Source organism: Fictibacillus sp. B-59209, assembly GCF_036216745.1.
Taxonomy (GTDB): domain Bacteria; phylum Bacillota; class Bacilli; order Bacillales; family Fictibacillaceae; genus Fictibacillus_C; species Fictibacillus_C marinisediminis.
Window position 1 is genome coordinate 1 of the sequence record NZ_JARMMC010000027.1, and the last position, 14248, is coordinate 14248.

Below are 14248 nucleotides of genomic sequence, written 5' to 3' on the forward strand. Positions count from 1 at the left end.
TAGCTCTTAAAGTTTAAAAATAAGAAATTGATGGGATTGTAAAATCCCTGACTTACCTGGCTTTTGTTTGGTTTTCAAAGAACATTTTGTCGAATGCCGCTCGTTTTGGCGACTTTCTTAGGATAACATCTTTGGTGTAAGGTGTCAACCTCTTTTTTTTGTGTTTGTTCGTGTTTGCCGCGTCGTTTCAGCGACAAGTAGTACTATACCATGATAGCAAGAAAGAGGTCAACACCTTTTCAGAAAAAAGTTTAATTCCTTTATTTATTCATTGTATAGTGGCGGTGAAACAAATGCTTGCCTTTGGTCTGCTGGCGGATTACATCCACAATTCCCTTTTCAATAAGGTGCTCAAGCAGGATTCCAAGATCAATAGAGTAATCTGCAATTTCACGGTGTTCCATCAGTTCAGCGACTGTCCACTCGTATTGTTCTTCGAATATCGTTAATAAGTGGCCCGCGCCTAGCTTCGTTTTGGAGCTGATGGAAAATTCGCTTGCTATTAATAGAAGTTCGATCCGTTTAGCGATGGATTCATTTCCGGTAATCAGTTCTTCATATAGTTTGTAGATTTGAGGCTCGATTACCTTTACTTGATTCCACACTGTAATTTCCGGGTGGAACCCCCGCTCGATAACAGCCAGACGTGCCAGATGATGGAGAGCATGGAGTATATGGTTGAACGAATCAAGGTGCTGTCCGCTGTGAAAAAGCTCTTTTCCATCAGAAAAGCGGCGAAGCAGTTTGGCAAATTCCAGAGTAATCTTTTTGGAACGTTCAGGAACTGGGAATTTATCAAGTCTGTCTCTCAATTCAGTGATATATTCGTTTCGGTTAAACAGGACTTTCCCATTAATGACCCAATCGACGACACGGCGGTTTGAGCCGAGAAGAAGCCATTCATTCAGCCGCTCTTCTGTCACAATATGTAAAGCAGCAATCTTATCATCAAATTCATAGTGTTTGACACTCCATGGTTTCTCCCCGTGAGTGACAATGATAAATAAGATGCAGTCAAAATTATCCGTTAATGGACTAAATGGTTTGTTCTTTTCAATCAATAGAACTCCAAGTGTGTTTTCGTTACTTGCCCTTTCTTGATAAAGCGGGCGTAACAAGTCTTCCATGCCTTCAACTCCCGTTCTAATTTCGGTCTCCATACATTTCAACGCAGCCGCTGAAAATCCTTTCTTTTTTTTCAAGTCCTTGTATACTGTAATTTAGGAGGGACAACCATGATAAAATATACGAGCAAGATCAATAAAATACGTACGTTTGCTTTAAGTCTTGTTTTTATTGGAATCATTATTATGTATGCCGGCATATTTTTCAGAAGCCACTTTATACTAATGTCATTATTTATGTTAATTGGATTTCTTGCAACCCTCGCAAGTGCCGGAGTTTATTTTTGGATTGGTATGATCTCAACGAATGCTGTTCAGGTTGTATGCCCAAATTGCGGGAAAGTCACCAAAGTATTGGGCCGCGCGGATGCGTGCATGGCATGCAATCAGCCGCTTACGCTTGATAAGGATCTTGAAGGTCTTGAATTTGACGAAAAATATAATTCAAGACGCGCTATGAAAAAGACCGCAAAAAAATAAGCTGATCCAGTCAAGCTGGTTCAGCTTATTTTAATGCTTTTTAGTTTTGCAATCCGGGCAAGTTCCGTAGATTTCCATGCGGTGGTGTCCAACGTCAAATCCCGTTACGGATTCAGCCAGTGTTTCAACCTCATCAAGTCCAGGATAGTGGAAATCCACTATTTTGCCGCATCCCTCGCATATAATGTGGTAATGCTCTGTCGTTACACAATCAAAACGGCTGGAAGCATCTCCGTAGGTCAATTCTTTAACGAGACCTACTTCTTTAAATACCCTAAGGTTATTATAGACCGTCGCAACGCTCATGTTAGGAAATTTACCCTCTAAGGATTTGTATATTTCATCTGCTGTTGGATGTGTCATAGATTGTATCAAGTGTTCCAGAATCGCATGACGCTGAGGAGTAATGCGAACTCCAGACTGTTTTAATGTATCTATTGCTTCATTTATGCGTACTTCAGACATCGTCATGCACCTCACTCTCAAAAGAAATTATTACATTATAATGTTTATAATTAGTGTATCTTGAACTGCCTGCTTTTGTCAATCCATTGGCCTGTATATGTGCACAGAACCACAAAAGATCCAGGTCTTTTTTCTTACCCGTTCCATTAGAGTTACATTATTACGATTCCCCAAATGCACATAAAAAGTGCGGGATAGATTCCCGCACATCGATTGGAAGAGTTATTACTAAATCCTATGCAAATCATGAAACGAAGTATAGTCAGACGCCTTGATGTTTATTTTCTATTTTAGATTCTCAGGATTTAAGCCCTCAAGTTCCGGAATAACAAATAGGCCGTCTTTTCTGACTAATACATCATCAAAATACAGTTCTCCGCCGCCGTATTCAGGACGCTGGATGAGAACCATATCCCAGTGCACGGAAGAACGGTTTCCATTGTCCGCATCTTCATATGCCTCTCCAGGTGTAAAGTGAATACTGCCGCAAATTTTTTCATCAAAAAGGATGTCGCCCATTGGATGCTGGATCATCGGGTTAACACCGATCGCAAACTCTCCTACAAAGCGTGCCCCATCATCAGTATCAAAGATTTCATTGAGTTTCTCTGAGTTGTCAGCTGTTGCTTCTACAATTTTGCCGTTTTCAAACGTAAGACTGACATTGTTGAATATCGTTCCGCGGTAAGGACAAGGTGTATTATAGGTGATTGTCCCATTTACACTGTCCTTGACCGGGGCCGTAAAGACTTCCCCATCCGGGATATTGTTATCACCTGCACATTTAACAGCCGGGATTCCTTTAATGGAAAACGACAGGTCGGTACCAGGCGATACAATTCTTACCTTGTCCGTACGCTCCATCAATTCTTTTAAAGGCTGCTGTGCCTGCTCCATTTTCTTATAATCCACATTGCAGACATCCAATAGGAAGTTCTCAAACGACTCGAAGCTCATTTTAGCTTTCTGAGCAAGTCCCTTGGTAGGGTAATTCAAAAGCACCCATTTACGTTCATTAATGATGACTTTTTGCACGGGTTTAAAGTACTCACCGCGAAGCTGGAACTTGTCGCCAGGAACTTCAGACAGCTCGGAATCATTCTCTGAACTTGCGATGGAGATATACGCATCCACCTCTTTGACTCTTTTCAAATCCCAGCCCATTGAGGTTTCCAGCTGCTCTGCTTCATAGCCTGTAATTAAGTAACGGCTGATTTCGTCATCATATATATTCACGTACGGATAAGCACCCATCGCATAAGCTTCTTTAATGAGGGCTTTAATTAATGGCCTGGCAGTTAGAGGTGAAGTGATCAGCACACGCTCTCCTTTTTTTAATTCTACAGAGTGGTGCAGCAGCGTCCTGGCAAGAGTGACGACTCTTTCATCTAACATTGTAAACCTCCCCTATTCTATGTATCTTTAAAAAATTCCAACAATTCCATCTTATCATTAAAACCTTCATGTTGCCCATAATTAATCCGGGAGTATATACCTGGTTCATATGCTCATACTATAAGAAAAAATAAAGGGGCTTGTTACAATGAACGTGGATCGAGCAAAACAGATTATTTCTTCGCCTAGCGAAATTGAAGTGATGTATTTTGGTAAGCCAGTATGGATTGAGTCCATTAATTCATCAAGCGGAACAGCCTGGGTGCATCCCAATGAAGAACCTGATCATGACATGGAAGTGCCAGTAAGCGATCTGCTTGAGCATTAATTGCAAAAGGGCCTGCTTTCAAAAAGCAGTGCCCTTTTCTTTATTTCATGTTTTCTTTTATATAAGTCAGAACTTCATCAATATGCTCTTTCACTTTCACTTTTCTATACTCTTTCACAACGTTTCCTTCTTTATCGAGAATGAAAGTTGAGCGCTCAATCCCCATGTACTCTTTTCCGAAGTTCTTCTTTAGTTTCCAAACTCCGAAAAGCTCTGCTGCTTCATGTTCCTCGTCTGCCAGAAGCAAGAACGGCAGGCCGTATTTATCAATAAATTTTTCGTGTCGGGCCATCGGATCTGTACTGACTCCGAGAATCACGGCATCCAAATCCTTAAATTCATCATGCTTGTCCCTGAAATCACAAGCTTGAGTCGTGCATCCAGGGGTCATATCTTTCGGGTAAAAGTACAACACCACATTTTTCCCCTGGAAATCTGATAGTTTTACATTTTCTCCATTACTTGCCGGCAATGTAAAATCCGGTGCTTTTTCTCCTGTGGTAACTGTCAAGGATATCCCTCCTGTTTAACTTCATCTATATAAAGAGGGTAACCAATTCCACGCGTTCCTACAACTTTTTTGATGCCGGTTCCCTGTCTATGACTGAAGACAGTACAAATGCAGCTGGGAGCAAGTATCCGATCAGTGCTTCTACTATGGACAGCCATCTGCCAGCCCCCAACGGAGTCAAGTCCCCATATCCTACAGAGAGCATCGTCATCGAGCTGAAATACATGGCATCATCAATTACATGAAAAAAATGGCGATGCCCGATAACCTCCCCGTGCTTCACGAGAACATGAATATCCATGAGAAGCAGCGAGGTATACATGAGCCCGAAACCGAGGATGATGGTGACATAAACGATAACAAGCACGAAAAGGTGGTTTAATGACATGAGCTGATGCTTCATGACCGGGTGTAAAAAAAGGGATTGAAGACTTTTATATACTATAAACCCTGATAATAAAAGCATCGCTAGATAAATCAAATCCCCCACCGCCTCTGTTAGCAGTGTATGCAGCCCTTTGGACAAATAAGACAGGTATATAATAGGGCTGAACATTAAAAAGAACACAAAAAAAGGCTGGAAAACGATTGTTTTCTTTTTATATGGATTAGTATCTTACAGCATTACTTTTTTCTTGTGAAGCAAGCAATCCGGCTACACCCGCAACAAGAGGAGTCGCCATGGATGTTCCAGACATCCAAAATAAAAAGGGGCTGTCCAAGAAGTCTGTAAGCTGTTGATTTCCGTTCCAGGGTGCTCGCTTTCCGCGGGGCGTGCGGTGAGCCTCTTGGCGCTAGCGTCTGCGGGAGTCTCACCTGTCACGCTAGTCCCGCAGGAGTCTCGCACCTTCCACTTCAATCAACTTTTCATTGAAGATTTTCAAGCCAAAGAGGAGCTGCTGAAGGTCAATTTTCGACTTTCAGGACAGCCCCTTACCGGCTAATTCCCTGCCCCACGATATTTGGTTACACCTATATTCCATAAAAAAACAGAGATAGCGAAGAAAATGACGCCGATCAGCGGTGTGATGAAGGCATAATGGTACCACTCTTCCCTGCCAAGAAAATAAGCTGCCGGATAGACTCCGACGAAAGCAAAAGGAAGAATCCACGTAAGTACATAGCGAATGATCCGATTATAAATATCTACAGGATAACGGCCGTAGTTTCCGATGTTGTACATCATCGGCATAATATCCGTTCTGCTGTCCGACCAGAAACCGATGCTCGCCAGCGTAACAAAGATTCCTGCATACACAAGGGCACCGCCTGCGACCAGAACGAGAAAAATAAATGGATCATACCAATGCAAGCTTAATCCCAGATTGTTTCCAGCATAATACATGATCGCCAGGCCTGTAACGCCCCCGAACAATGACTCAAGCTCCATCCGTTCCAAGATAATCTGAAAAAGACTATGGATCGGCCGGGTCAGAATTCTGTCCATTTCCCCTTTCACGATATAGCGGTCCGTGAAATCCCAGATGTTAAAGAAAGCACCGAAAACCGCAAATGGCACGAGAAAAAAGCCATAGATAAAGACCATCTCATCTTTGCTCCAGCCTTTCAGCAGACTGGTGTGGCCGAATACCACGAGTATGAAAATAAGGTTAACAGCTTGAAAGAGCAGGTCTGAAAATATATCAACGAGCATATCTGCACGGTAGGTCAGCCTTGTTTTTAAATATTGGCCTGCATATTGAAAAAAGATAGAAAGATAGGACATTCCTCATTACCCTCCTTGCACGATGAGCTGACATTTTGCTGTTGTCCACAGCACCTGGATCGGTATAAAGAGAACGAGGCACCACAGTGCTTGATTCATCAGCCCGTGGATAACTTCACTTCCCTGAAACCCTTCCGTAAAGATCATGCTCGGAATATAACTGATTCCCTGAAACGGCAGATAGCCCATAATACTTTGGGCCCAGCCGGGAAAGAAGCTGATTGGCAGGATTAGCCCTGAGAACAGATCGATTACGACACGCTTTGCCCGGATTAAACCATCATTATTAAATAGGAAGAAGGTTGCAATTCCTGTCAGTAAATTGATCTGAGTATTAATAATGAAGCTTAAAATAATAGATACCAGGAAATACAGCCATGTTGCCGGATGACTAGTAAACCGGATTGGAAAGATAAAATAGACGATGACCATGCCTGGTACCGAGAAAAAGAGAATCCTGAAAATACCTTCTCCCAATCCCTGCATCATCTTCATGCTAATGTAGTTATACGGCCGGATCATCTCGATGGCCACTTTTCCTTCCTTGATCTCAAGAGCTATTTCCCTGTCGATGTTATTAAAGTAGAAGGCCCTTGCCATCCAGGAGACCGCAATGTATGTAGTCATCTGGACAATAGAGAGATGCTGGATTGATGGTTTATCCCCATAGATTGCACTCCACAAAAAGTAATACGCTCCGATATTGATGCTATAGATCAAAATACCGCTGTAATAGTTTGTCCGGTAGGCCAGCATCATCAAGAAGCGGATGCGGATCATTTCTAAATATTTAGCCATTCCGGACTGCTCCTTCTTCGTAAATATTGCGAATAATTTCTTCTGTTGTAATCTCAACAATCTTTAAGTCTGCAATCCTCTTTGCAGCAACGACCCTACCGATGACCGCAGAGATCACTTCCTCATTGTTCTCCACGCTTGCTGTCCAGCTGTTCGCATTGCTGCCTTGCTCCCACACAACAAGGTGTTCCTTCGTCAATTCCTGCAGTTCATTCATAAACACATCCTCAGTGAAAAGGAATTGAATCTGCTTGCCTTCTCCCCAGTTTTCACGGAGCTGGCGAAGGGCTCCATCGTAGATGATCTTACCTTCATCGAGCATGATGACCCGTTCACATAGCGCCTCTATGTCTGACAGATCATGTGTAGTCAAAAGAATGGTCGTTCCGTATTTTGCATTAATCTCTTTTAAAAATTCACGGATCTTAAGCTTCACCAGCACGTCCAGCCCGATGGTAGGTTCATCCAGGAACAGAAGCGGCGGGTTGTGAATAAGCGCTGCCGCAAGTTCACATCTCATACGCTGTCCTAAAGACAGCTTTCGCACCGGTTTATCGAGCAGAGGTTCAATCGCCAGTGTTTGTATTACATCCGTCATGTGAGAGTTATAGAATTCATCCGGAACATTGTAGACTTTCTTCAGCAGCCGGAAGGATTCCTGAACTGCAATATCCCACCATAACTGAGATCTCTGCCCGAACACCACCCCGATGCTGCGTACAAATTTCTCCCTGTCTTTATGGGGGTTCATTCCATTAACCATTACTTGCCCTGAAGTGGGCGTCAGAATGCCTGTCAGCATTTTGATGGTCGTGGACTTACCGGCACCGTTTTCCCCGATATAACCAACCATTTCCCCTTTACGTATCTTCAGAGAGATGTCATCCACTGCTGTCTTGATGGTGTAGTTTCTCGTAAACAGATCACGAAATGCTCCCTTAAGCCCCGAACGACTGGAATGGGATGTGAATTCTTTACGCAAATCTTTTAAATCTATAATATAATCCATTGTGTTTTTCCTCCGAAAACTTTCTTCATGGTGCCAGGCACCCGTTTTTAACCAGCATGAACTAGTTTATCCTAAGTCTCCGCTTACCTCAATCTATTTAGCCTGCTTAAGCGGATCCTCTACAGCATCGCCTAAAACATGCTACAATATATGATGGATTTTAATTGTATTGTTTCATTTACCCCGTGGGGAATGTATGGACAGCAAGGAGGAAAATCAATGAATCATCAGCAGTCAGAATTATTATATAAGGAAGCACAAGAACATATTGTCGGTGGAGTGAACAGCCCTTCACGTTCCTTTAAAGCAGTAGGTGGAGGAGCACCAGTATTCATGGAAAGAGCACAAGGAGCCTACTTCTGGGATGTGGACGGAAATCGGTACATCGATTACTTGGCAGCATACGGACCCATCATTACAGGCCACGCCCATCCGCATATCACAAAAGCCATAACGAAGGCTGCGGAAAACGGCGTGTTGTACGGCACACCGACAAGCCTGGAAGTGAGGTTTGCAAAAATGTTGAAAGAGGCTATGCCTGCCATGGAAAAGGTGAGGTTTGTCAACTCAGGCACAGAAGCAGTCATGACAACAATCCGTGTAGCCCGCGCTTACACTGGACGCGACAAGATCATAAAGTTTGCAGGCTGCTATCATGGCCATTCAGATCTCGTACTTGTAGCCGCCGGTTCTGGCCCATCAACACTCGGAACACCTGATTCCGCCGGCGTTCCGAAAAGCATCGCTCAGGAAGTCCTCACAGTTCCCTTCAATGATATTGATTCCTACCGTGAGGCGTTAGACCGCTGGGGTGACCAGATTGCTGCGGTTCTCGTTGAACCCATCGTCGGAAACTTCGGTATCGTTGAACCTAAAGAAGGTTTTTTGGAAGCTGTAAATGAGCTGACTCACAAGGCCGGAGCTCTCGTCATCTATGATGAAGTCATCACGGCTTTCCGCTTTATGTATGGCGGTGCACAAGATTTTCTTAACGTAAAACCGGATATGACTGCCCTTGGAAAAATCATCGGCGGAGGTCTGCCGATCGGAGCATACGGCGGCAAGAAAGAAATTATGGAAAAAGTAGCGCCTTTAGGACCCGCTTATCAGGCAGGAACAATGGCCGGAAATCCGGCTTCCATCTCTGCGGGAATCGCATGTCTTGAAGTTCTTCAAGAAGAAGGCGTATATGAAAGAATGGATGAACTAGGCAAACAGCTTGAAGAAGGTATCCTGGGGCATGCAAAGGCCTATGGTGTTCCCATTACGATCAACCGTTTAAAAGGGGCGCTTACCGTCTACTTTACGAATGAGAAAATCGTGAATTATGAACAGGCTGAAAACACCGATGGAGAGCGATTTGGAAAATACTTTAAAGCCATGCTTGCAGAAGGAATCAACCTTGCTCCCTCTAAGTATGAAGCCATGTTTTTAACCACCGCTCATACAAATCAAGACATCGCTGAAACGCTCGAAGCGGTTGAACGTTCGTTTAAGAAAATTACTTCGATGTAAATTTATGAAACAGAGTGCATAAACCACTCTGTTTTTTCACTCCAAAATGTAAGCGCTTTCTTAAATGATTGTGCTCAAAGTACCACCTCAGCCCTCCTTTGATATACATTAGTTTGAATAAAAATAATTGACTGACTATTCGAACGATGATAATATTTAACTATATTAGTCAATTGGTTTAAAACAATACACGGGTAAAGAGATAAAACCATTTCTCGCGATGTGGTTTTTTTATGTCTTATAAGGTATGAAACATAGGGGTAAGGGAGGCTTTCGTAATGAGTAAATCATGGAGTCCTGCTTTGTTTAAGGATTATCGCAAGCAGGAATTTGACAGCTGTGGAATCGTATCGGTGATTGAGAAAGAGAACATTCCGACCAAGAAAAATGTGGATGATGCTATTCATGCTTTGATCACGATGAACCATAGAGCAGGCTTTATTGAAAATGAAGGTGATGGTATCGGTATCAATATCGATATCCCCCGACTTCTTTGGAAGGAAAAGCTTACAAGCAAAGGCTTTCCTTCTTCTGCTGTGGATTCTGATCATTTTATTGTCGGCCATTTTTTCATCGACAAAAAGGCGGACAGCCGCTCAGAGATGGAAGCGGTTAAACAATGGTTTGAGAAGTATCACCTTGAGCTTATATATGAAACAACAGAGGTTACAAATTCTGCGGCCTTAGGGCCCATCGCTCGCGGTGAAGAACCAGTCTTCTGGCAGGCTGCACTGCTTCCTGTTAAAAATCATGAAGAGCTGGACCGTACGCTTTATAACCTGCTGATTGATATCGAAACGTCCCCGGCAGTCCATGTCGCTTCTCTCAGCAATCACCATGCTGTCTATAAAGTCATGGGTTCAGGCGAAACACTGCCTGCCTATTATGAAGATTTAACAAACCCGCTCATCGCGTCAACCATTACTTTAGGCCACAACCGCTATTCTACAAATACATTGTCCACCTTTTTCAGAGTCCAGCCTTTCAGCGTTCTTGGACATAACGGCGAACTGAATACGATCGCCAAACTCCGTGAAGAAGCTGAAATTATTGGTATTCCGGTTACTGATGGCGGAAGCGACTCACAAGATTTAAACAGAGTCATTGAAACATTGATCCTTCGAGAAGGATTCTCCTTGTTTGAAGCGATGGACGTTCTGTTTCCTCCCATCATTCATGAAATCAAGGCCTACCCTTCTCACTTAAAGGATTTGTATACCTATTTAAGGGAAGCCTGGGGACATTTTGCTCAAGGGCCTGCAGGAATCATCTCAAGATTCGGAAACGAAGCGGTTTTTAGTGTAGATGCCCTTGGACTCCGTCCGATCTGGCAGCTCGAAACAGATACTTCCTTCTACTTCTCATCTGAACAAGGAATTCTTTCCAACAATGACTTTACAGCGGAGCCAAAAAGCTTTGCTCCCGGTGAAAAGGTTGGATTGAAACGGGAAGATGACGGCCGCCTTACTTATTACAATCACAATGATTACCAGGAGCAGGTCTTCCAAAAGATGGAGACCAGGATCTGTGTTGACGGTGCCAGGCACCGGTTAGAAACACCTTCCCTGGAGATCGGGCCTTTCCGTGCAGCTCTGAAAAAACATAACGGATGGTATGCCGCCTATGGCTGGGACAGAGAACAGATCCATCAGCTTGAACAGATGGCAGAAAAAGGAGTCGAACCTATTCAATCGCTCGGCCATGATTCTCCGCTGGCCGCTCTTCATCCTGAACGCCAAAACATTGCTGATTTTATTAAAGAAAGTGTAGCTGTTGTTACCAACCCGGCGATTGACAGGGACAGGGAAACCGAGCATTTTTCTACCCGTACCGTTCTCGGAAAACGGCCTTCCCTCTTTAAAAAAGAAAAAGAACTGAATACGATTGAACTCCTTACACCGCTGCTGGTTGAAGGGATAGATGGGAAAAACCTTTCGGAGCAATTCAACCATCCATCTTATGAGCAAGTAGCAGCCTATTTTGAAGGAAGAAATGAAAAGTATGTTCTTCATTCTGTCATGCTGGAAAGTGAGACCGTGGAAGAAGCACTTTCCCGCCTCTCTGCTGAAGCCGCAACAGCCGCAGAAAATGAAGCTGCGGTGATCATTCTGGATGACAACCAGGCACACAGAAAGCATCTTTGGCTTGATCCTCATCTGGTTCTGTCAGCAGTGGATCAAAGCCTCAGAAAGAAGTTCCTGAGACGCAGTGTTTCATTGATTCTCAGATCTGCTGCCATCCGTTCTCTGCATGATATCATCCTTATAATCGGGCTTGGCGCTGATGCAGTCAGCCCATACCTTCTGTTTGAGACCGTAACCGAGCCTGAGAACCAGCTCCCTGCGGCCAAATTATTTGAAGCATTAAACAAAGGGCTGGAGAAAGTGATTTCCACAATCGGTATCCATGAGTTAAGGGGATACGACCGCCTCTTTTCAAGCATCGGGCTGAGCAGCGAAATTGCCGAAACATTGAATATCGTAAACTTCTTTGGCTCAGAATCGCTTGGATATAATTTTGCTAAACTGAAAGAAGACAGTCTTGCAAGAAAAGAAGTGTTCAGGCAAACTGACGCAAGAGCAAGCAAGAGCTTCCGCTTGTTCCCAAGAATTTGGAAATCGATCGGAGACATCGCCAGCGGTAAATCAGATTACAGAACCTATGCAGATAAATTGGAGGATCAGGAAAAAAGCAATCCTATTGCCATTCGCCATCTGACCGACCTGTCCAGTTCTGAAACACCAGTTGATCCGGCTCATGTCGATATTGGTGTAAAAGATCACAGCCTTCCTTTTGTGATCAGCTCTATGTCTTTCGGTTCACAAAACGAGACCGCATTTCGAGCCTATGCTGAAGCGGCTGATGTGCTGAATATGATCAGCTTAAACGGCGAGGGCGGCGAAATCAAAGACATGATTGGAAAATATCCGAAGACACGCGGACAGCAGATCGCTTCTGGACGCTTTGGGGTTAATATCGAACTGCTAAACTCATCCAATCTATTGGAAATCAAAATCGGTCAGGGAGCTAAACCTGGTGAAGGAGGCCATCTGCCAGGTTCGAAGGTTACCGAGAAAATCGCAGAGGCCCGAAATGCCACAGTCGGATCAGATTTAATTTCGCCTTCCAACAACCATGATATCTACTCCATCGAAGATCTGGCACAGATGATCACCGAACTGAAAACGGCCAACGACCAGGCAAAGGTATCTGTTAAAATACCTGTCGTCCCTAACATCGGCACCATATCCGTCGGCATTGCTAAAGCGGGGGCAGACATCATTACGCTCAGCGGTTTCGATGGCGGAACCGGAGCTGCGCGGGTGCATGCTCTACAGCATGTCGGATTGCCTGCCGAGATCGGAGTAAAAGCTGCCCATACCGCACTTCTTGAAGCCGGATTGAGGCATAAAGTCGAGCTTTGGGCTGACGGAGGCATCCGCAGTGCTCTTGATGCAGTGAAAATGATGCTGCTAGGCGCAAACAGGATCGGGTTTGGCACCCTTTCCATGGTAGCCATCGGCTGTACGACCTGCCGCGGCTGCCATCTTGATACGTGCCATGTAGGAATTGCCACTCAGATTGATTCCGAGCAAAAAGCGAGAGACCATGGGCTACGACGCTTTGTTCCAAGGCAATTCGACCCCGCCGTCCAAGGTCTTGTCAGACTGTTCACTGAGTTTGGCAATGAACTGCGGCAGCTTACGGCTTCTCTTGGTTTTACATCGGCACAGGAACTTGTAGGACGATCAGATCTGTTAATGCAGAATCGGGGACTCAATCAGCTGGATCTCTCTTCCCTGCTGGAAAAATCGACTGTAGAAGAGATGATCCCATTGCCGCATGTACAGGAATCACTCCTTGCTGCCGTAACAATGGCGGCCGGTGCAGAATATTTGGATGACGATGTTACCCAGCTCTCTCATTCAAGAGACTTTCAATTTGTAACGGCCGAACAGCGTGTACTCGGCAGCCGGGTTTCAGGACACAAGACCCGTTCACAGCGAACCGGAAAACAGCCGGATATCCACCTTCATTTTAAAAACGGATCTATTCCTGGAAACGGGCTTGGGGCCTATACATCAAAAGGCATTAAAATCAAAGTAGAAGGCGGAGCACAGGACGGGCTGGCAAAAACCGCATTTGGCGGGTCCATCACCATCTTGAAATCAAAGGCGAAAAACGGACAGTATTACAATGGTTCTGTAGGTAAAGGATTTGCCTACGGCGCTCAGAAAGGGCTCTTTATGATTCAGGGAAATGCAGATGCAAGAGCCGGAATCCGCCTATCCGGAGCAGATCTTGTCATCGGCGGCAAACTTGCTGCTCCGGTCATAACAGATCGTGGAAATACCGGAGTAAACGCCAACATCAAAGGATTTGCCTTTGAATATATGACCAATGGCAGAGGGCTCGTACTCGGGGATCCAGGTCCATGGATCTGCGCTGGAATGACCGGAGGAGTCGTCTATCTTCGCCTCCAGCCCGAAATGGGTCTGACGTATGAAGTATTGAGAACAAGGATCGCGAAAGGTGCCAAAGTTTCATTGGAGCCCATCGGGTTTAAGGGTGCGGAGGACATTAATGAGCTGCTGACAAAGTATTCAGCTGCGCTTGTAAAATCAGAGCAGTTTGAAGAAGCTGCTGAAATCAAGTATCTCAAGGAACATCCGCTTGAACATTTTGTGCAGGTCATTCCTGTAAAAGAACAGGCTGATCCCGATGTTTCCACGGAATAAATAGCCTTAATAGTAGAAGGGGCTGTCCAAGAAGTCTGTAAGCTGTTGATTTCCGTTCCAGGCTCCTCGCTTTCCGCGGGGCGTGCGGTGAGCCTCTTGGTGCTAGCACCGGCGGGAGTCTCACCTGGCACGCTAGTCCCGCAGGACAAGGAAAGCTT

General features: G+C 44.6%; 13 protein-coding genes. 4 read left to right on the top strand and 9 right to left on the bottom strand.

Going from position 1 to position 14248, the window contains the following annotated elements; all coding sequences use genetic code 11:
* Positions 1-260 precede the first annotated feature (260 nt).
* Positions 261-1127 (bottom strand): nucleotidyltransferase-like protein, encoded by an 867-nt coding sequence (locus P4361_RS19690; RefSeq protein WP_328090638.1) that lies wholly within the window; start codon positions 1125-1127, stop codon positions 261-263.
* Positions 1128-1235: 108 nt separating this feature from the next.
* Here P4361_RS19690 and P4361_RS19695 point away from each other — a divergent pair, with 108 nt between their 5' ends.
* Positions 1236-1604 carry a YgzB family protein gene (locus tag P4361_RS19695; RefSeq protein ID WP_053355640.1) on the top strand — a complete coding sequence of 123 codons (369 nt, stop codon included), beginning with the start codon at positions 1236-1238 and terminating at the stop codon, positions 1602-1604.
* A gap of 30 nt (positions 1605-1634) precedes the next feature.
* On the opposite strand, the gene perR is transcribed toward P4361_RS19695, so the two are convergent.
* A complete protein-coding gene (gene perR / locus P4361_RS19700; protein WP_053355641.1) occupies positions 1635-2069 on the bottom strand; it encodes a peroxide-responsive transcriptional repressor PerR in 435 nt (144 codons plus the stop codon).
* A 285-nt stretch (positions 2070-2354) separates the two neighbouring features.
* Positions 2355-3464 (bottom strand): aminopeptidase, encoded by a 1110-nt coding sequence (locus tag P4361_RS19705; RefSeq protein WP_328090639.1) that lies wholly within the window; start codon positions 3462-3464, stop codon positions 2355-2357.
* Positions 3465-3612: 148 nt separating this feature from the next.
* Here P4361_RS19705 and P4361_RS19710 point away from each other — a divergent pair, with 148 nt between their 5' ends.
* Positions 3613-3792 carry an H-type small acid-soluble spore protein gene (locus P4361_RS19710; RefSeq protein WP_053355643.1) on the top strand — a complete coding sequence of 60 codons (180 nt, stop codon included), beginning with the start codon at positions 3613-3615 and terminating at the stop codon, positions 3790-3792.
* 40 nt (positions 3793-3832) lie between these two features.
* Here P4361_RS19710 and bcp read toward each other — a convergent pair whose 3' ends face one another.
* The 6 genes from bcp to P4361_RS19740 form a co-directional block, all read right to left on the bottom strand.
* Positions 3833-4303 (bottom strand): thioredoxin-dependent thiol peroxidase, encoded by a 471-nt coding sequence (bcp, locus tag P4361_RS19715; RefSeq protein WP_328090640.1) that lies wholly within the window; start codon positions 4301-4303, stop codon positions 3833-3835.
* A gap of 58 nt (positions 4304-4361) precedes the next feature.
* Positions 4362-4784: a potassium channel family protein gene (locus P4361_RS19720; RefSeq protein ID WP_425590293.1), complete on the bottom strand. Its 423-nt coding sequence runs from the start codon at positions 4782-4784 to the stop codon at positions 4362-4364.
* A 127-nt stretch (positions 4785-4911) separates the two neighbouring features.
* Positions 4912-5001, bottom strand: coding sequence for a S8 family serine peptidase (locus P4361_RS19725; protein ID WP_328090648.1), 90 nt, complete (start codon positions 4999-5001; stop codon positions 4912-4914).
* Positions 5002-5243: 242 nt separating this feature from the next.
* Positions 5244-6029 (bottom strand): ABC transporter permease, encoded by a 786-nt coding sequence (locus tag P4361_RS19730; protein WP_053355646.1) that lies wholly within the window; start codon positions 6027-6029, stop codon positions 5244-5246.
* Positions 6030-6035: 6 nt separating this feature from the next.
* The gene (locus P4361_RS19735; RefSeq protein ID WP_328090642.1) at positions 6036-6827 is read right to left on the bottom strand and encodes an ABC transporter permease; all 792 of its coding nucleotides are present in this window, start codon (positions 6825-6827) and stop codon (positions 6036-6038) included.
* Entirely contained in the window at positions 6820-7836 is a 1017-nt protein-coding gene (locus P4361_RS19740) for an ABC transporter ATP-binding protein (protein ID WP_328090643.1), read from the bottom strand. Before P4361_RS19740 ends, P4361_RS19735 begins: the two co-directional genes overlap by 8 nt.
* 219 nt (positions 7837-8055) lie before the next feature.
* On the opposite strand from P4361_RS19740, the gene P4361_RS19745 reads away from it, so the two are divergent.
* Both P4361_RS19745 and P4361_RS19750 read left to right on the top strand, forming a co-directional pair.
* Positions 8056-9351, top strand: a complete 1296-nt coding sequence (locus tag P4361_RS19745; RefSeq protein ID WP_328090644.1) for a glutamate-1-semialdehyde 2,1-aminomutase — start codon at positions 8056-8058, stop codon at positions 9349-9351.
* 278 nt (positions 9352-9629) lie between these two features.
* On the top strand, positions 9630-14090 hold the full coding sequence (locus P4361_RS19750) for a glutamate synthase-related protein (protein WP_328090646.1): 4461 nt from the start codon (positions 9630-9632) through the stop codon (positions 14088-14090).
* The last annotated feature ends 158 nt before the right edge of the window (positions 14091-14248 follow it).

Coding starts and splice junctions, on each gene's coding strand:
- P4361_RS19740 (WP_328090643.1), bottom strand. CDS start 7,836: ATGGATTATATTATAGATTTAAAAGATTTGCGTAAAGAATTCACATCC.
- P4361_RS19725 (WP_328090648.1), bottom strand. CDS start 5,001: ATGTCTGGAACATCCATGGCGACTCCTCTTGTTGCGGGTGTAGCCGGA.
- P4361_RS19750 (WP_328090646.1), top strand. CDS start 9,630: ATGAGTAAATCATGGAGTCCTGCTTTGTTTAAGGATTATCGCAAGCAG.
- P4361_RS19735 (WP_328090642.1), bottom strand. CDS start 6,827: ATGGCTAAATATTTAGAAATGATCCGCATCCGCTTCTTGATGATGCTG.
- P4361_RS19710 (WP_053355643.1), top strand. CDS start 3,613: ATGAACGTGGATCGAGCAAAACAGATTATTTCTTCGCCTAGCGAAATT.
- P4361_RS19745 (WP_328090644.1), top strand. CDS start 8,056: ATGAATCATCAGCAGTCAGAATTATTATATAAGGAAGCACAAGAACAT.
- P4361_RS19690 (WP_328090638.1), bottom strand. CDS start 1,127: ATGGAAGACTTGTTACGCCCGCTTTATCAAGAAAGGGCAAGTAACGAA.
- perR (WP_053355641.1), bottom strand. CDS start 2,069: ATGTCTGAAGTACGCATAAATGAAGCAATAGATACATTAAAACAGTCT.
- P4361_RS19695 (WP_053355640.1), top strand. CDS start 1,236: ATGATAAAATATACGAGCAAGATCAATAAAATACGTACGTTTGCTTTA.
- P4361_RS19730 (WP_053355646.1), bottom strand. CDS start 6,029: ATGTCCTATCTTTCTATCTTTTTTCAATATGCAGGCCAATATTTAAAA.
- P4361_RS19705 (WP_328090639.1), bottom strand. CDS start 3,464: ATGTTAGATGAAAGAGTCGTCACTCTTGCCAGGACGCTGCTGCACCAC.